The organism is Pseudomonas sp. RT4P38 (assembly GCF_054897765.1).
Map to the genome: position 1 here is coordinate 5,078,593 of NZ_CM142703.1, position 15,405 is coordinate 5,093,997.

At 56.9% G+C, this 15,405-nt stretch carries 19 protein-coding genes and 1 pseudogene; 13 read left to right on the forward strand and 7 right to left on the reverse strand.

Annotated features, from left to right (window positions below):
• Positions 1–290 precede the first annotated feature (290 nt).
• Positions 291–1,184, forward strand: coding sequence for a sensor histidine kinase (locus tag ACYZT7_RS23480; protein ID WP_462041852.1), 894 nt, complete (start codon positions 291–293; stop codon positions 1,182–1,184).
• On the forward strand, positions 1,181–1,840 hold the full coding sequence (locus ACYZT7_RS23485; RefSeq protein ID WP_449644150.1) for a response regulator: 660 nt from the start codon (positions 1,181–1,183) through the stop codon (positions 1,838–1,840). Before ACYZT7_RS23480 ends, ACYZT7_RS23485 begins: the two co-directional genes overlap by 4 nt.
• Here the strand turns inward: ACYZT7_RS23485 and yegS are convergent.
• Positions 1,824–2,741, reverse strand: coding sequence for a lipid kinase YegS (gene yegS / locus ACYZT7_RS23490; RefSeq protein ID WP_462038420.1), 918 nt, complete (start codon positions 2,739–2,741; stop codon positions 1,824–1,826). The two genes, ACYZT7_RS23485 and yegS, sit on opposite strands and share 17 nt — an antisense overlap.
• Before the next feature lie 228 nt (positions 2,742–2,969).
• Here yegS and ACYZT7_RS23495 point away from each other — a divergent pair, with 228 nt between their 5' ends.
• Positions 2,970–3,278 (forward strand): hypothetical protein, encoded by a 309-nt coding sequence (locus tag ACYZT7_RS23495; RefSeq protein ID WP_462038421.1) that lies wholly within the window; start codon positions 2,970–2,972, stop codon positions 3,276–3,278.
• 64 nt (positions 3,279–3,342) lie between these two features.
• Here the strand turns inward: ACYZT7_RS23495 and ACYZT7_RS23500 are convergent, their stop codons facing one another.
• Together ACYZT7_RS23500 and moaB are read right to left on the reverse strand one after the other, a co-directional pair.
• Entirely contained in the window at positions 3,343–4,569 is a 1,227-nt protein-coding gene (locus ACYZT7_RS23500; RefSeq protein WP_462038422.1) for a molybdopterin molybdotransferase MoeA, read from the reverse strand.
• On the reverse strand, positions 4,553–5,092 hold the full coding sequence (moaB, locus tag ACYZT7_RS23505) for a molybdenum cofactor biosynthesis protein B (protein WP_462038423.1): 540 nt from the start codon (positions 5,090–5,092) through the stop codon (positions 4,553–4,555). Before moaB ends, ACYZT7_RS23500 begins: the two co-directional genes overlap by 17 nt.
• An 81-nt stretch (positions 5,093–5,173) precedes the next feature.
• On the opposite strand from moaB, the gene mobA reads away from it, so the two are divergent.
• Both mobA and ACYZT7_RS23515 read left to right on the forward strand, forming a co-directional pair.
• On the forward strand, positions 5,174–5,776 hold the full coding sequence (gene mobA, locus ACYZT7_RS23510; protein WP_462038424.1) for a molybdenum cofactor guanylyltransferase MobA: 603 nt from the start codon (positions 5,174–5,176) through the stop codon (positions 5,774–5,776).
• Positions 5,777–5,852: 76 nt separating this feature from the next.
• Positions 5,853–6,074 carry a YgdI/YgdR family lipoprotein gene (locus ACYZT7_RS23515; protein WP_282380102.1) on the forward strand — a complete coding sequence of 74 codons (222 nt, stop codon included), beginning with the start codon at positions 5,853–5,855 and terminating at the stop codon, positions 6,072–6,074.
• An 88-nt stretch (positions 6,075–6,162) separates the two neighbouring features.
• Here the strand turns inward: ACYZT7_RS23515 and ACYZT7_RS23520 are convergent, their stop codons facing one another.
• The 3 genes from ACYZT7_RS23520 to ACYZT7_RS23530 all read right to left on the reverse strand — a co-directional run bounded on the left by ACYZT7_RS23520 (position 6,163) and on the right by ACYZT7_RS23530 (position 7,827).
• Entirely contained in the window at positions 6,163–7,053 is an 891-nt protein-coding gene (locus ACYZT7_RS23520; RefSeq protein WP_462038425.1) for a pseudouridine synthase, read from the reverse strand.
• A 71-nt stretch (positions 7,054–7,124) separates the two neighbouring features.
• The gene (locus ACYZT7_RS23525) at positions 7,125–7,442 is read right to left on the reverse strand and encodes a transcriptional regulator (protein WP_282380104.1); all 318 of its coding nucleotides are present in this window, start codon (positions 7,440–7,442) and stop codon (positions 7,125–7,127) included.
• 148 nt (positions 7,443–7,590) lie between these two features.
• Entirely contained in the window at positions 7,591–7,827 is a 237-nt protein-coding gene (locus tag ACYZT7_RS23530) for a glutaredoxin family protein (RefSeq protein ID WP_462038426.1), read from the reverse strand.
• A 207-nt stretch (positions 7,828–8,034) separates the two neighbouring features.
• Between ACYZT7_RS23530 and ACYZT7_RS23535 the strand changes: the two genes are divergently transcribed.
• Entirely contained in the window at positions 8,035–9,747 is a 1,713-nt protein-coding gene (locus tag ACYZT7_RS23535; protein ID WP_462041853.1) for a cation:proton antiporter, read from the forward strand.
• Here the strand turns inward: ACYZT7_RS23535 and ACYZT7_RS23540 are convergent.
• Positions 9,744–10,952 carry an ammonium transporter gene (locus ACYZT7_RS23540; protein WP_462038427.1) on the reverse strand — a complete coding sequence of 403 codons (1,209 nt, stop codon included), beginning with the start codon at positions 10,950–10,952 and terminating at the stop codon, positions 9,744–9,746. The two genes, ACYZT7_RS23535 and ACYZT7_RS23540, sit on opposite strands and share 4 nt — an antisense overlap.
• A 306-nt stretch (positions 10,953–11,258) precedes the next feature.
• On the opposite strand from ACYZT7_RS23540, the gene ACYZT7_RS23545 reads away from it, so the two are divergent.
• From ACYZT7_RS23545 to ACYZT7_RS23575, 7 genes and pseudogenes are all read left to right on the forward strand, one after another.
• On the forward strand, positions 11,259–11,573 hold the full coding sequence (locus tag ACYZT7_RS23545) for an ElaB/YgaM/YqjD family protein (protein WP_282380109.1): 315 nt from the start codon (positions 11,259–11,261) through the stop codon (positions 11,571–11,573).
• 1 nt (position 11,574) lies between these two features.
• The gene (locus tag ACYZT7_RS23550) at positions 11,575–11,964 is read left to right on the forward strand and encodes a phage holin family protein (protein ID WP_449644140.1); all 390 of its coding nucleotides are present in this window, start codon (positions 11,575–11,577) and stop codon (positions 11,962–11,964) included.
• On the forward strand, positions 11,961–12,302 hold the full coding sequence (locus ACYZT7_RS23555; protein ID WP_462038428.1) for a hypothetical protein: 342 nt from the start codon (positions 11,961–11,963) through the stop codon (positions 12,300–12,302). Before ACYZT7_RS23550 ends, ACYZT7_RS23555 begins: the two co-directional genes overlap by 4 nt.
• Positions 12,303–12,387: 85 nt before the next feature.
• Positions 12,388–12,552 (forward strand): annotated as a pseudogene (locus tag ACYZT7_RS23560) (EAL domain-containing protein); the annotation flags it as partial.
• Between the two features lie 69 nt (positions 12,553–12,621).
• Positions 12,622–13,950 carry a deoxyguanosinetriphosphate triphosphohydrolase gene (locus tag ACYZT7_RS23565; RefSeq protein WP_462031935.1) on the forward strand — a complete coding sequence of 443 codons (1,329 nt, stop codon included), beginning with the start codon at positions 12,622–12,624 and terminating at the stop codon, positions 13,948–13,950.
• A 183-nt stretch (positions 13,951–14,133) separates the two neighbouring features.
• Positions 14,134–14,526 carry a response regulator gene (locus tag ACYZT7_RS23570; RefSeq protein WP_462038429.1) on the forward strand — a complete coding sequence of 131 codons (393 nt, stop codon included), beginning with the start codon at positions 14,134–14,136 and terminating at the stop codon, positions 14,524–14,526.
• 252 nt (positions 14,527–14,778) lie between these two features.
• Positions 14,779–15,405 carry a response regulator gene (locus tag ACYZT7_RS23575; RefSeq protein WP_449644135.1) on the forward strand — a complete coding sequence of 209 codons (627 nt, stop codon included), beginning with the start codon at positions 14,779–14,781 and terminating at the stop codon, positions 15,403–15,405.

Sequence of the window (15,405 nt, forward strand, 5' to 3'; positions counted from 1 at the left end):
CTAACTTTAGCGACGTTATGGTCGCAATTGAATATTCCATACCTGTTAACGACAACTCGAAACAAATTAAACATTCCTGCCACCCAACTTTTTCCATTATGGAACTACCGTCCATAACCTCTTATTTCCTGCCCCTGCAGATATATATACCAAACGCGACCAACGGTATCTTAAGTGGTATTATGCCGCCCATTAGTTGACGTCAATTAATGGCAGAGTGACTCCAGACAGAGACCGTCATCCGTTATGACCAGTCTTCCCGCAGCGAACATCCATTGGCTCCATCCGCTATGTACGCCAGCCTCAAGTCAATCACCCTATGGCCACCCTCCCGAAAAAACGCGCGCCTGGTCACGCTTATGTTGTGTACCTGCTCGGCGATTGGCAGCCTGCTGATTTACAGTCTGTCCACTCGCCTGCCGCTGAGCCTGCTGGTGCTCAATGTTGCGGCGCTGACCTGCGTCTGGGTGGAGCATTGCCTCTCGCGCAAATCGATAAAGTTTCAACCTCAAGAGTTGGCCGACCGGCTGTTGGAGGTTCAAGAAAACGAACGTCACCGGCTCAGTCGAGAACTGCATGACGACATCGGCCAGTTGCTGACCGCGGCAAAACTTCAAAGTGACTGGCTCAAACGCCGCATGCCCGAAGAACTTAAGGGTCAATGTTCGGTGCTCTGCGACACGCTGGAAGAAACCCTGACCAAAGTTCGGGATGTATCGGCCATTCTCAATCCCAGGCAGCTGACCAGTCTCGGGCTGGAAGCCAGCCTGCGTGCGCATTTACTCAAGACACTGGCCAACACGTCGGTGCACTGGAGCCTGGAATGCCATCAGCGCTTAACCGGTATACCGGAAGAAATGGCGCTGGCCGCCTTTCGAATAACCCAGGAAGCGGTCACCAATATACTGCGCCATGCCGACGCGAAAAATCTGCTGGTCCGCCTGCAACGTCTGCCTCAGGGATTGGCGCTGTCGATCAGCGACGATGGTCTGGGTTTCGCGCCATCGATGGATCCAGGTCGTGAAGGGCAACGCGGAATGGCGGGGATGTCGGAACGGATCGATCAGCTCGGCGGCACACTGAGCGTTACCAGCGAGCCGGGCAAAGGCACTCAAATCGAAGCTCTCTTTCCATGGGCGCCTCGTGCGCTCGAACGGGCCAGTTCGAATAAGGTTATGCATTGACTTGTAACTTACTTTTGGTGGATGACCACTCGCTTATCAGGGCAGGCGTGCGCGCTCTGGTGCTGGATATTCCAGGCTACGCGGTAATCGGTGAGGCCAATGATGGCTCGCAGTTGCTCGAGATGGTCGAGCAACTGTCCCCGGACATCGTCCTGCTGGATATTTCCATGAAGGAAACCAGTGGCCTTGAAGCCTTGCAGCGACTCAAGCGAGTACGCCCGCAGAGCAAGGTGCTGATCCTGTCGATGCACACCGATCCTGCACTCATCATGCAGGCACTGGAATCCGGCGCACATGGCTACTTGCTCAAGGACACCACGGCCACCGAACTCGAACATGCCCTGGAAGCCTTGCGTAACAACGAACGCTACCTGAGCCCGGCCATCGCTCACACCGTAATCAATCAGGCGCTGACCCGATCTCAGAAACACCAGCCGGAACCTGCCGACTCGCACAACCTGACAGCGCGTCAGCTGGAAATCCTTCGGCTGATCGTTCGCGGAAAATCCACCCGGGAGATCGCCAACGGCCTGGGTCTCAGTATCAAGACGGTCGAAACTCATCGCTCACAGATCATGAAGCGCTTGCAGATCTACGATGTGGCGGGCCTGGTGCTGTTCGCCGTTCGCGAGCAGATCATCAGCCTGGATGATTGATCAATTGCGATGACCCCAGCAGCGGCGAGTTTTCAGGCAAATGTACTCGCAGTGCCGCCGGACGTGCCGAGAAACGCAAGTTGTCGCCTTCCAGAGGCTCGCCATCGAGGTTGATGTAGAGGCCTTCCGCAACCTTGATTTCGACCCAGGGCAATCGGACTCGCACAAACATGTTGTCGATGCCGAAGCCATCGGTCAGCAGGTTTTTCAAGGTCCCGACCACTTCCTGCGGAGCAGGCAGAATACTGATGTCCAGCAGGCCATCGTCCGCCAGCGCTTCCGGGCACAACACGTGTCCGCCGCCGGCCTGTCGGCCATTGCCGATGCCCAATGCCAACAGCTCGCCACTCCACTGAAAATCAGGACCCTGCAACTCGCCATAGGCCGCGTGCAATTCACTGAAGCGCGATAAACCGGTGAACAGGTAGGCCGCGCCCCCGAGAACTTTTTTCAAGTCCTCCGAGGTGTTTGCAGTGACCTGACTGCCAAAACCGCCCGTGGCCATATTCAGGAACACCTGCCCGCCGACCTCCCCCAGATCAATGGCGCTCGGCGCAGTGTCAAGAAGATCCAGCGCCTGATCGGGCTCCAGAGGCACGCCAGCGGCACGAGCAAAATCATTGGCGGTCCCCAAGGGCATCAGTGCCAGGCTGGCCTGCGTCGTATGCGCCGCCATGGCCTCGGCAATATCACGCAAGGTGCCATCACCGCCGCCGGCGATGATCTGCATGTAGCCTGCCGCCAGCGCTTCATTCACCAGCCGCTGTGCGTCTCCGGCCTCCCAGGTCACTCGAACGGCTAGCTCCCAACCCTGCTGGCGCTTGCCCTCCACGGCAGAACGAACCGCCTCGTTGAGCGCTTGCTTGCCATGCAGAATCAACAGTGCCTTGCGTTCGCTCATTGTTGTCACTCCCAAGATTGAATTCCGTATGGGAGATGTTGACCTCGTCGCGCCACATAAAAGTCGAAAAAATTTGAATTATTTGACGGCGAGCAGCATGGCGTCCTACAAGGCGGGACTTTTTCTTACAAAACCTGAGGAATCGGCTCAATTGACCGGCAAGTGCGATTGGTACACCTTGGCGTCTGCGGTTATCAAACATCAGCAGGAAACACACAGGGACGTGCCATGCATAACCATGAGATCAGGTCACCGGTCATTCCGGTCGTACCGTTCGCAGAAAAACGCGCCAATCATCAAGCTGAATTCAAAAACAGCGCAAAACCCACTGGAGAAGTTGATATGGAACCTCGCGTCGTTGAATTGGAGACTCACCTCAAATACATCCGACGAGACATGGATGAAGTCCGCAGTGACGTCAAATCCATCAAACACAGGCTTGCCTATTCGGCTGGCGGAACAGCTGTGGTGATCGGGCTGCTGGCCTGGATCGCCAATAGCCGTTTTGACCAGGTCGTGACACTCCTGGCTCATTAAGGGTTAGCCATGAACGCAAAACCCGGTTCGATCAACCGGGTTTGCGGCCAGCCTACGGCAGGAATCAGCTCAGGACTTCGCTCAGCGGGATAAAGCTAACGCAGTCACCTTCGATCAGCGTGCGATCCTCCAGCACCTCAACCAGGCCATCGGCCCAGGCGGCGCTACGCAATACACCAGAACTCTGATTCTGGTAGATGATTGCCCGGCCATTCTCCAGACGTCCACGCAAGTACTCGCGCCGATTGCCTGCTTTGGGCCAGGTAAACCCTGCCGGCACCTGGAACTTCAGGGGCTCAACCTCTTTTACGCCCTGTCGACGCAAGAGATAGGGCCTTGCCAACAAAGCAAAGGTCACCAGGGTCGACGCCGGATTGCCGGGCAAACCAATCACAGGTACGCCGCGAAAATGCCCGAATGTCAGCGGTTTGCCTGGTTTGATGGCGAGTTTCCACAACGTCAACTCGCCCTCTTCACGCAAGGCAATGCCCAGAAAGTCAGCCTCTCCCACCGATACACCACCGGTCGAAAGAATCAAATCGACGTCCTTCAGTTCACCAAGGCGAGCGCAAGTGGTTGCTAAATCATCCGGAAGAATACCGGCATCGATCACCTCACAGCCCAAGCGCTGCAACCAACTGCAAAGCAACACACGATTGCTGTTGTAGATCTGTCCCGGCCCCAGAGGCTGACCCGGTTCAATCAGTTCATCCCCGGTGGACAGAACAGCAACACGAACCTTGCGAATCACGTCCAGCTCTGCACATCCCAGCGATGCGGCCAGCCCCTGTTCGATCGGTCCGAGGCGCGTGCCGGCTGGCAGAATCAATTCACCTACAGTGGATTCCTGGCCTTGAGGGCGGATGTTTTGTCCTGAGGCCATGGTTTCGGTGAAACGGACTCGCTCATCCGCCTGAACCTCGGTGTTCTCCTGCATCTCGACGCAATCAGCACCTGCGGGAACTGGCGCACCGGTGAAGATTCGTGCGCAGGTACCAGGCGTCAAGGGCTCCGGAGCCTGACCGGCAAAAATCTTCTGGCTGACCACCAGTGGCTCTCCAGTCCAGTCGGCCACGCGCAAGGCATAGCCGTCCATGGCACTGTTGGGCCACGGTGGCAGATCAAGCGTCGAGACCAGATCATCGGCCAGCACCCGGCCCTGAACCTGCGCCAATGGCAAGCGTTCACGCTCACGAATCGGTGAGGCTTCGGCCATTGCCAGCAAGCGTGCCAGTGCCACTTCGACAGCCATCAGACTGCCAGTCTTGCCTGGCTTACCCGCGGGATTCACAGGGTGCCGCCTGTTTGAGATGAGCCACGAAATTGCACGGGCGGTGCCGCGAATCGAGCTGCTCGGCAAGAATGCCATCCCAACCGGTACGCACGGCATTGGTCGAACCCGGCAAACAGCAGACTAGCGTGCCATTGGCCAAGCCGGCCAGGGCACGGGACTGAACAGTAGAGGTACCGATATCCGCCACCGATATCTGCCTGAACAGCTCACCAAAACCGTCGACCTGTTTGTCCAGCAGGCAACTCACCGCTTCCGGAGTGCTGTCGCGTCCAGTGAAACCAGTCCCGCCAGTGATCAGCACCACCTGCACGACATCGTCGGCAATCCAGTTGGCGACTTGCGCGCGAATTTTGTAGAGATCATCTTTGAGCAGAACCCGGGCCGCCAAGTTATGGCCGGCAGCGCTCAAACCGTCGACGAAGACCTGGCCAGAGGTATCGGTTTCCAGGGTACGGGTATCGCTGACCGTCAGCACCGCGATGTTGAGCGGTGCGAAAGGTACATCAGCCTTGGCTGTCATAGGCTCATCCAGTTGTAGGAGAAACAGCCCGGTGTTATATCACAGCGCCTCATTTTTTCGCCGCCCCCATGGAGACCTGCCATGACCTCGAATACACATTTGCCGCCCTGTTCCATTCTGCTCCTGGCAGGTGGTCGCGGCCAACGCATGGGCGGTCAGGACAAAGGGCTGCTGGAATGGCACGGCGAGCCATTGATTGCCCACTTGCACCGCAAGACCCGTTCACTGAGCGATGACCTGATCATCTCCTGCAACAGAAACCTGGAAAAGTACGCGCCCTACGCCGACCAGTTGGTTCATGACGATGAAGGCGACTTTCCTGGCCCCCTGGCCGGTATTCGCGCAGGCCTGAAGGCCGCCCGCCATACGCATTTGCTGGTGCTGCCGTGTGACGTACCGCGCATCGACGCCGCACTGCTCAACAGCATGCGCGACTCCGCCAACCAGCACCCGGAGCAACCGCTGATGCTGCGCCATGGCGAACATTGGGAACCTCTGCTGTGCATTATCCCCGTGGCACTCTCGGCCGATTTCGACAGTGCCTGGAACGACGGCGAACGCAGCCCGGGTCGCCTCATGCGCAAACTGGGCGCTACCGCCCTGCAATGCCCCGACAATGATCCACGCCTGGCCAACCTCAACACACCAGAACTGTTAAGTGCCCACAACTCTGTGTCAGACTGACAGGAGAAGGAACTTGCGCGCGCTATACACGTCTCAAGCTCAGTAACCAAAAGAATTCATATTCGGAGACACACTCATGACTCAACGGACCCTCGCCACTTTCATGCTCGCACTGGGCCTCGCTACCCTCGCCGGTTGCGCATCGCCTACAGTGATTACCTTGAATGACGGTCGAGAAATCCAGGCTGTCGACGCGCCACAGTTTGATAAGGATTCGGGTTTCTACGAATTCGAACAACTGGATGGCAAGCAGACCCGCATCAACAAGGATCAGGTTCGTACCGTCAAAGAGCTGTAATTTTTGCGGTGACAACCGGATATGGAAAAGCCCGCTTTATGCGGGCTTTTTCGTGGCTGAAGATCAGCAGATTCGCCGAACCTCGTGATCACCACTGCAGGGTGATGGTGCTTTCGAATGCTCTTTCCTGGCCGGTGACCGGGTCCACAAACCGTAGCCCCTGAGCGAGCAGTTTCAAAGGATTGGCATAGTCATCCTCAACATCCTTGAGTACCTGCGGATAAAACGGGTCGTTGCAGATGCTGGCGCCCAAGGCTGTCATGTGCACCCGCAATTGATGCTTCTTGCCCGTCACCGGGTAAAGCGCATAACGCCAGAGATCACCGTTCTTCTCCCTGACTTCGACAGCCGTTTCGGTATTGCTGACGCCCGGACCTTCCTGCATGCGGAAGAAAGGCTCTCCATCGATGAGCCGGCTCTTATGGACCAATGGAAAAGAGAGTTCAGGCAACGCTCGGGCAATTGCCTCGTAGCGCTTTTCGATCTGCCGCGTAGGAAACAACGACTGATACGCCGAACGGCTCTGAGGGTTGGCGGAAAACAGCACCAGCCCCGCCGTGTGCCGGTCAATGCGATGCAAAGGCACCAGATGCGGGTTATCGAGTCGGCGGATCAACCGTCGCAACAGGGTCTGCTCCACGTATTCACCCGCCGGAGTCACTGGCAGAAAATGCGGCTTGTCCGCCACGACCAGATGCTCATCCGCGTACAGAATCGACTCAACCACCGGGATCGGCTTTTCGTCCGGCACTTCGCGAAAATAGTGAATCCGCAGGCCTTCCTTGTAAGGCAAGTCCAACGCGATTGGCATGCCATGCCCATCAAGCACACGACCGCGGGCGATTCTGTCCAGCCATTGATCACGGCCAATGGCACTGAAATGTTCGCACAGACAATCGAGTACGGTCTGCCACGGGCCAGGCGGCAAGTAGAGCGTGCTGGCCTGGTTGTGTGCAGCAGAAAAAGATGAAGTGGACATACGAAAGCTCTAACCCTCAATACAGGGCGGCATTATCCAACAGCGGCCGGAACGAACCTAGAAGAGAATCCTCAAGCCGTTATCTGCGTGCGCGCTGCCGCTTCGGTGAATTCCTTGAGCCAGCGCAACACATCGACCGCTTCCCAGCGACCGGGATCATAAAGCGCGTACAACAACCCCTGATAACCCACGACATCCAGCTGCCGGTGATAGCCCGCGCGCTGGAACAAGGCTTCGATTTCGGCGAAACAGGTATTGAAATGCAGTTTATTGAAGGGAGTTTTTCCTTCTGTCACCAGGCCATCCAGACGCAATTCGAGGACAGCCTCGCGCACCACGTCCGCCGACATACGGTTCACGCTGTTCTTCAATTGTTCGACATTGACCACGATTCATCCCTCTCACGCCCGGATTGCCTACGCAAGGCAGGCATTACGAATAACTGTATGTGCATACAGTATCCGAACAGCACCGGTAAAGCCAAGGGGATCAATCGCAAAGTTCGACAGGCGGGAACACCGTCACCGCAAAAACCGCTTAACTCAGGAACGCCACAACCTGATCGGCACTAAACGGCCAGTCCAGCTCAGCACCAGTATCGACCCGCCGTAATACCGGAATACGCAGACTGTAGGCTTCATACCATGTTTCATCGTCAGCAATGTCCACCAGTTCCACCAGCAGACCGCGCTCGACAAATTCCATCAGCATGGCTTCTGCCACTTCACAGAGATGACACCCAAGGGTGCCGAACAGCTGACATTCAGGAAGCATGAGCGCTCAACCGAAAAAATTAAGTCATCATTCTAGGCCTGCCCCGAAAAGCCGTCGAGCCATTGAATGCTCTACCCTTGGGCCATAACGGCAACGGATCGCGGCAATACGCTGACGCACATCAGTCGTCTTCAATACCCATTGCGCGATGCTCACGGATTATTTGCCTCTACGCTTGAATTGCCAGCGTCCATCACCGGAGTTTTTGTGTTTGCCAATCTGTTGATCATCTTCGCCTCCTCCCTGGTGGTGATTGCGCTGTTCCAGCGCCTGCGATTGCCTCCGGTGCTGGGCTACTTGTGCGTGGGGCTGATCGTCGGGCCAACTGCATTCAACTGGGTGAATGAAAGCGAAGAACTGCCGGACCTCGCCGAGTTGGGCGTGGTGTTCCTGCTGTTCTCCCTCGGGCTGGAATTTTCCCTGTCGAAAATGCTCGCATTGCGCCGAGTGGTGTTCGGGCTTGGCAGTCTGCAGGTGTTGTGCTCGGGGGTGCTGTTGGGCGGTTTGCTGATATTGCTCGGCATGCCAATCACACCTGCGCTGTTACTCGGCGCCGGCCTGTCGCTGTCATCCACTGCCATTGTCAGTAAAGAGCTGGGCAGTCTTGGCGAGATTTTCAGCAGCCACGGCCAGAATGCCATCGCCGTGTTGCTGTTCCAGGACATCGTGGCTGTATTGCTGCTGACCCTGGTGCCAGTGTTCGCTGGCAGCAGCGATCAAGCCTGGTATTGGGCGCTGCCAGTGACACTGGGGAAAACCGTCGTGTTGTTCGTCGGCCTGCTGCTGGCCAGTCGCTGGGTACTGCCACGGCTGTTCCAAGAAGTGGCGGCGGCCCGTTCCGCGGAACTGTTCGTACTTCTGGCGCTGGTCATTGTTCTGCTGACGGCGTGGCTGACGCACCTGCTCGGCCTCTCCCCTGCCCTGGGTGCGTTTCTCGCCGGGATGCTGCTGGGGGAAAGCCACTACCGGCATCAGATCGAGGCCGACATCCGCCCGTTCCGCGACATCCTGCTCGGGTTGTTCTTCGTCAGTATCGGCATGCTGATCGACTTGCAGTTGTTCGCCAGCCACGGCCTGCTGATTCTCGGCCTGACCCTGGGGTTGTTGCTGCTCAAGGGCAGCGTCGTTGCGCTGCTGGTCAAATGGCGTGGCAGCGATGGCGAAACCGCCTGGCGCAGCGGCCTGGCATTGGCCCAGGGCGGCGAGTTCTGCTTTGCGCTGATGGCACAGATGCAGCAGAACAAATTGATGCCCGCGGCTTTTGGCGGCCTGCTGCTAGCGGCGACCTTTTGTTCAATGCTCGTCACGCCGTTGTTGCTGCGCGCCGCACCCCGCATCGCCACACGCCTGCATCGCAAGCCCAACGAAGAAGCAAAACTTGAAGAAATCAGCGCGCTCAATGCCGGGTTACACAACCATGTCGTTATATGTGGCTATGGTCGTGTAGGTCAGTCTATCGGACGCGCGCTACGCAACGCGCAGCAACCCTATATCGCACTGGATAATGATCCGGTGCGTGTCCACGAAGCCGCCGTGGGTGAAACCTGTGTGCATTATGGCGACTCACGCCGCGGTGAACTGCTAGTCGCGATAGGGCTGGAGCGCGCCAGGCTACTGGTGATCGCCGTGGATCAGACCGACATCGCGTTGCTGATCCTCAAGGAAGCGCGGCGACTCAACGCGACCGTGCCGATTCTGGTGCGCACGCGCGACGACAGCCAACTGGCCGAGTTGAAGGCAGCCGGCGCCAGCGAAGTCGTGCCCGAACTGCTGGAGTCGAGCCTGATGCTCGCCTCCCACGCGCTGATCATGCTGGGATTACCCGCGTATCAGGTACAGGAGCGGGCCGACCAGATTCGGCACGACCGCTATCGTCTGCTGCACGGTTTCTATCCAGGCGCTGACGACGAAGAGACCTAGTCCTGACTGACCGAGCCGATCTTGTGCACCGACAAGTCCGCGCCGTAATACTCTTCTTCCTGACTCAGGCGCAAACCATGGAACGCCTTGATCGCCCCATACACGGCAAAGCCACCGGCCAGCGCCACGACCACCCCCAGCGCGGTGCCGATCAACTGGCTGATCAGACTCACGCCGCCCAGCCCACCCAACGCGCTCTGGCCGAAAATGCCGCAAGCGATCCCGCCCCAGACGCCACACAAACCATGCAACGGCCAAACCCCCAGCACATCGTCGATGCGCCATTTGACTTGAGCCGCAGTGAAGCACCAGACAAACAATGTGCCGGCGATGGCGCCAGTCACCAGCGCACCCACCGGGTGCATCAGATCGGAACCGGCACAGATCGCCACCAGTCCGGCCAACGGGCCGTTATGCAGAAAGCCCGGGTCATTGCGCCCGACGATCAGCGCCGCCACGGTGCCGCCGACCATGGCCATCAGCGAGTTCACCGCCACCAGTCCGCTGACACCTTGCAGGGTTTGCGCGCTCATCACGTTGAAACCGAACCAGCCAACGATCAGGATCCACGACCCCAGCGCCAAAAAGGGAATGCTCGAGGGCGCGAACGCCACCAGTCGCCCTTCGCGATAACGACCATTGCGCGGCCCGAGCAACAACACCGCCGCCAGGGCCAGCCAACCGCCCATGGCGTGGACCACCACCGAGCCGGCGAAATCATGGAAGCTGGCGCCAAAGCGCTCCAGCAACCAGGCTTGCAGGCCAAAGTTGCCGTTCCAGATCATGCCCTCGAAGAACGGATAGATGAACGCCACGATCAGTGCCGTCGCGCACAACTGCGGGACAAACCGGGCACGCTCGGCGATGCCGCCGGAAATGATCGCGGGTATCGCCGCAGCAAACGTCAGCAGGAAGAAAAACTTCACCAGCCCATAGCCATGATCAGCATTGATCACCGCCGCTGGTTGCATGAAGTTCACCCCATAGGAAATCCAATAGCCTATAAAGAAGTAGGCCAGGGTCGAAATGGCGAAGTCGCTGAGAATCTTCGACAAGGCATTGACCTGGTTCTTTTGTCGAACCGTGCCGACTTCAAGAAAGGCGAAACCGGCGTGCATCGCCAGCACCATGACCGCGCCGATCAGAATGAACAACGTATTGGAGCTATGGACCAGACTGTCCACAGCGCTTTGCAGATTTTCCATGGGGTTGGCAGACCTGAAGGCTAAAAAAGCACCAAAGCAGTTCGCGCAGACAATTCATGCACCAAGTTGCGACTTGCCGGGATCAGCAGATCGATCCCGATGAGCCACTTTGGCGCACAAGGTTGGAACCTTTGCGCGAGTTTTCATTATTTGAGATAACGTTTTGCCCGAATCCTGCCCATCAACAGCGCAACGGCGCAGGCAGACGCACCACGACGTAGCAAAAGTTGTACCAGTCATTTGTACTGAACCTTCGCGCAAGGCTCATACTCGAACGCTTCAGAAGCCACTTACGGAGATCCACCAATGGCCAGCATCAAGGCAAAGACTGCTCAAGAAATCCTGATGAACGATTTTCAGACTCTGGTCAGCGACACCGAACGGTTGCTGGAACACACCGCATCCCTGGCCGGCGATCAGGCCGATGAGTTGCGCGAGCAGATCCACGACAGTCTGTTGCGTGCCCGCGAAACCTTGAAATTGACCGAAGATTCCCTGCGCGAACGCGGCCAGGCAGCCGTCACCGCCACCGAAGATTACGTTCAGGCAAACCCATGGCAATCGGTCGGCATCGCAGCTGGCGTAGGTTTTCTGATTGGTTTGCTGGCAACGCGGCGCTGATATGGCGATCGGCGAATCCGGCTCGTCCGCGACGGGCACAAGCTCCTCACCGCGGCGCCTGGGTGCCGCTTTTCTTGGATTGCTGCACAGCCATGTCGAACTGTTCGGCATCGAATTGCAGGAACAAAAAGCGCGCACTGTAAGCCTGTTGCTGTTTGCAGGCTTGGCGCTGGTCTTTGCCTTGCTGTTACTGGTGGGGTTGTCGACGCTGGTGATGATCCTGTTTTGGGACACCTATCGCCTGCCCGCTATCATCGCACTTTGCGTGTTCTACACCCTTGCATGCGTCTTCTGCGGGATGCGCTTGAGAGCGGCGATTTTCGATGAGTCCTCACCCTTCCACGGCACTCTGGAAGAATTGGCCAACGATCGGGAGCGCCTGCTGCCATGAACCTGCCTGAACTGCCTCACAACAGCTCGCGCACAGAAATGCGCAAGGCGCTGATCCGCCTGCGCATGGAAATGCATCGTCAGGAAATCCGCCACGAATCCCGGGAATTGCTGCAACCCTTGCAGCGCGTGCGCGGAATGACGCAAAACCTGCAGGATGGTTTCGGCATCAAGCACGCCCCACTCTGGGGCATGGCAGCCGTCACCTTGCTGGGCTTCTTGACTGGCAAGGGCGCCAAGAGCGGCGGCGTCAGCAGCCTGACTCGACTGGTTCGCCTGGGCACCACGCTGGGGCCATTGATCAAGTTGGTCATGCAAGGCTCTTCGCGCAAACATTGATCAGCCGCTATCTGGCTGCATTCTTGCGATCACCGGGATGAACCTCTCTATCGAGGGGTTCAATCCTGCATGTCTACCCGGTAATCCCTATTTCTATCACCTGCAGGCAGAGGGTTGGGATGAGCGCAGGCTGACGCTTTCCAACACTTACCGCGATGCCACCAGTAACCAGTACTGCCTCACCGCCGGGCAATTTTTCGACAACGGCGAGCGGCTGCTGCTCATCGATATTGATGCCGTCGGGCTGTAGTTCCACTTGCAGGCCCGGACGCGAACCCGGAAGCTTAAGCAATCAAACACCTGACGGAGAGAACCCGCCTTGGATTGGCAAACCCTGCTTACCCGCGAACGCCTCGGAAAGCCTCTGCACAGCCCGGAAGAACTCGGCCGCAGCCCTTTCCACAAAGACCACGACCGCATCATTTTCTCGGGAGCGTTCCGCCGTCTCGGGCGTAAGACCCAGGTCCATCCGGTCACCAGCAACGATCATATCCACACGCGCCTGACCCACTCGCTGGAAGTCAGCTGCGTCGGCCGCTCGCTGGGCATGCGCGTTGGCGAAACCATCCGCAGCGCCCTGCCCGACTGGTGCGAGCCCAGCGACCTGGGGATGGTGGTGCAATCGGCTTGCCTGGCCCACGACATCGGCAATCCGCCCTTCGGTCACTCCGGCGAAGACGCGATTCGCCACTGGTTCCAGCAAGCCGCCGGCCGTGGCTGGCTGGATGCAATGAGCGAAGTCGAACGCAATGACTTCCTCAACTTCGAAGGCAATGCCCAAGGCTTTCGGGTACTCACCCAGCTGGAATATCACCAGTTCGACGGCGGCACCCGACTGACCTACGCGACTTTGGGTACTTATCTGAAGTATCCATGGACTGCAAAACACGCGGATTCACTGGGCTACAAGAAACACAAGTTCGGCTGCTATCAGAGCGAATTGCCGCTACTGGAACAGATCGCCCATAAACTCGGTCTGCCGCAACTCGAGGAACAGCGCTGGGCGCGCCATCCGCTCGTGTATCTGATGGAGGCTGCCGATGACATCTGCTACGCGCTGATCGACCTGGAAGATGGTCTGGAGATGGAGCTGCTGGAATACGCCGAAGTCGAGGCCCTGTTGCTGGACCTCGTGGGTGACGATTTGCCGGAAACTTACCGCCAGCTCGGTCCACAGGATTCACGTCGGCGCAAACTGGCGATCCTGCGAGGCAAAGCCATTGAACACCTGACCAACGCCGCAGCCCGCGCCTTTGTCGAGCAACAGGACGCGTTACTGGCCGGCACGCTGCCCGGTGATCTGGTGGAGCACATGCACGGTCCCGCCAAGCGTTGCGTATTGAATGCCAAGGACATGGCGCGCAAAAAAATCTTTCAGGACAAGCGCAAGACCCTGCATGAAATTGGCGCATACACCACGCTGGAAATCCTGCTCAACGCCTTCTGCGGCGCGGCACTGGAACAGCATAACGGTCGAACGCCGTCCTTCAAGAGTCGCCGCATCCTCGACCTGTTGGGCAACAATGCACCCGATCCTCACGGCCCATTGCACACCTCGTTTCTACGGATGATTGACTTCATCGCCGGTATGACCGACAGCTATGCGAGCGAAATGGCGCTGGAGATGACTGGTCGTTCGAGCCACTGATGAGACCGGTGGATCAGCCATTACGCCGCCTGCAATGGTTGATTTACCTCTCAAAAACCCAAGTGCACTCAACGTTCGTCGAATCCCCCTACAACATGTGCTGAGCTAACTGATCGATTATTCAGTAACCTCGCGAAATAATCCCGCTTCCCTCGGTTCGACAGAAGAAGCGTGAATAATCCAATGTTCAAAGACGATCTGCGCATCTTGCTGGTGGAAGATCACCCCTTTCAACTCAAGGCGACTCAATACCTGCTTGAGAGTTATGGTTTCACCCAACTGACCACCACCGACAGTGCCGATGGCGCGCTGCAACAAATGCTAAAGGCTGTGCAACCGTTTGATATTCTTTTATGCGATCAATGTCTGCCCGACCTCTCCGGGCTCGATCTGGTCAAAATTGCCAGCCACCAAGGGATGATCAGACAGGCAATACTGTTAAGTAGCCTGACATCCGCTGAACTGGACGAACTGGAAAAAAAGGCCAACGAACACGGGCTGCCATTGTTGGGTTACTTGATCAAACCGCTGAAACAAGCAGAATTTAGAAGATTATTGACCTTGGCCTCACTGTAAAAAGCGCACTCCAAAGGCACTAAACCCCAGCACAAACACAATTCAAAACTTACAAATCAATACTTCCACCACCTCGACTAATTCTCAACAAACTTCGCCCTTCTTCAAAAAAATCCAGTTGATACGTAGTCCTATTCTTCTTCATCTGTAGGAATCATCCTATATTGCCGCTACAGGTCCGTCAGTTCATGCGTCACCTCAACCATCTGAGCTAATGTGCGCGCTTTATTTGAGCTCGTATGGGATCTGATTATGAACTCCGTTTTTATTGTCGACGATCACCCGGTCATCCGCCTTGCCGTCAGAATGTTGCTTGAACATGAAGGTTACAAAGTCGTCGGCGAAACTGATAATGGCGTCGACGCCATGCAGATGGTTCGCGAATGCACGCCCGACCTGGTCATTCTCGACATCAGCATTCCCAAACTGGATGGGCTGGAAGTTCTCGCCCGATTCAACGCAATGAGTACCCGCCTCAAAACATTGGTATTAACAGCACAGTGCCCGACACTTTTTGGTATTCGTTGCATGCAATCCGGCGCATCAGGCTATGTGTGCAAACAGGAAGATTTGAGTGAACTGGTCAGTGCTATAAAAGCCGTATTGTCAGGTTACAACTATTTTCCAAGTCAGGCCTTGAATCCTGTTCGCAGTGATGACGCGCGCTTTGCCGATCTGGAACTGTTCAAGTCAGTCAATGACCGAGAACTGATGGTATTGCAACTCTTTGCCCAAGGCCGCACCAACAAGGAAATTGCCAAAGGTATGTTTCTGAGCAACAAGACTGTCAGCACTTATAAAAAGCGCCTCATGCAAAAACTCAAGGCCAAATCCTTGGTTGAACTCATCGATATGGCAAAACGTAACGCGCTAGTGTGA

What these genes read in the sequence shown, in the direction of transcription:
- ACYZT7_RS23480 (WP_462041852.1), top strand. Translation starts at nt 291, where the DNA reads ATGTACGCCAGCCTCAAGTCAATCACCCTATGGCCACCCTCCCGAAAA.
- yegS (WP_462038420.1), bottom strand. Translation starts at nt 2,741, where the DNA reads ATGAGCGAACGCAAGGCACTGTTGATTCTGCATGGCAAGCAAGCGCTC.
- ACYZT7_RS23495 (WP_462038421.1), top strand. Translation starts at nt 2,970, where the DNA reads ATGCATAACCATGAGATCAGGTCACCGGTCATTCCGGTCGTACCGTTC.
- moaB (WP_462038423.1), bottom strand. Translation starts at nt 5,092, where the DNA reads ATGACAGCCAAGGCTGATGTACCTTTCGCACCGCTCAACATCGCGGTG.
- mobA (WP_462038424.1), top strand. Translation starts at nt 5,174, where the DNA reads ATGACCTCGAATACACATTTGCCGCCCTGTTCCATTCTGCTCCTGGCA.
- ACYZT7_RS23515 (WP_282380102.1), top strand. Translation starts at nt 5,853, where the DNA reads ATGACTCAACGGACCCTCGCCACTTTCATGCTCGCACTGGGCCTCGCT.
- ACYZT7_RS23520 (WP_462038425.1), bottom strand. Translation starts at nt 7,053, where the DNA reads ATGTCCACTTCATCTTTTTCTGCTGCACACAACCAGGCCAGCACGCTC.
- ACYZT7_RS23530 (WP_462038426.1), bottom strand. Translation starts at nt 7,827, where the DNA reads ATGCTTCCTGAATGTCAGCTGTTCGGCACCCTTGGGTGTCATCTCTGT.
- ACYZT7_RS23540 (WP_462038427.1), bottom strand. Translation starts at nt 10,952, where the DNA reads ATGGAAAATCTGCAAAGCGCTGTGGACAGTCTGGTCCATAGCTCCAAT.
- ACYZT7_RS23545 (WP_282380109.1), top strand. Translation starts at nt 11,259, where the DNA reads ATGGCCAGCATCAAGGCAAAGACTGCTCAAGAAATCCTGATGAACGAT.
- ACYZT7_RS23550 (WP_449644140.1), top strand. Translation starts at nt 11,575, where the DNA reads ATGGCGATCGGCGAATCCGGCTCGTCCGCGACGGGCACAAGCTCCTCA.
- ACYZT7_RS23555 (WP_462038428.1), top strand. Translation starts at nt 11,961, where the DNA reads ATGAACCTGCCTGAACTGCCTCACAACAGCTCGCGCACAGAAATGCGC.
- ACYZT7_RS23570 (WP_462038429.1), top strand. Translation starts at nt 14,134, where the DNA reads ATGTTCAAAGACGATCTGCGCATCTTGCTGGTGGAAGATCACCCCTTT.
- ACYZT7_RS23575 (WP_449644135.1), top strand. Translation starts at nt 14,779, where the DNA reads ATGAACTCCGTTTTTATTGTCGACGATCACCCGGTCATCCGCCTTGCC.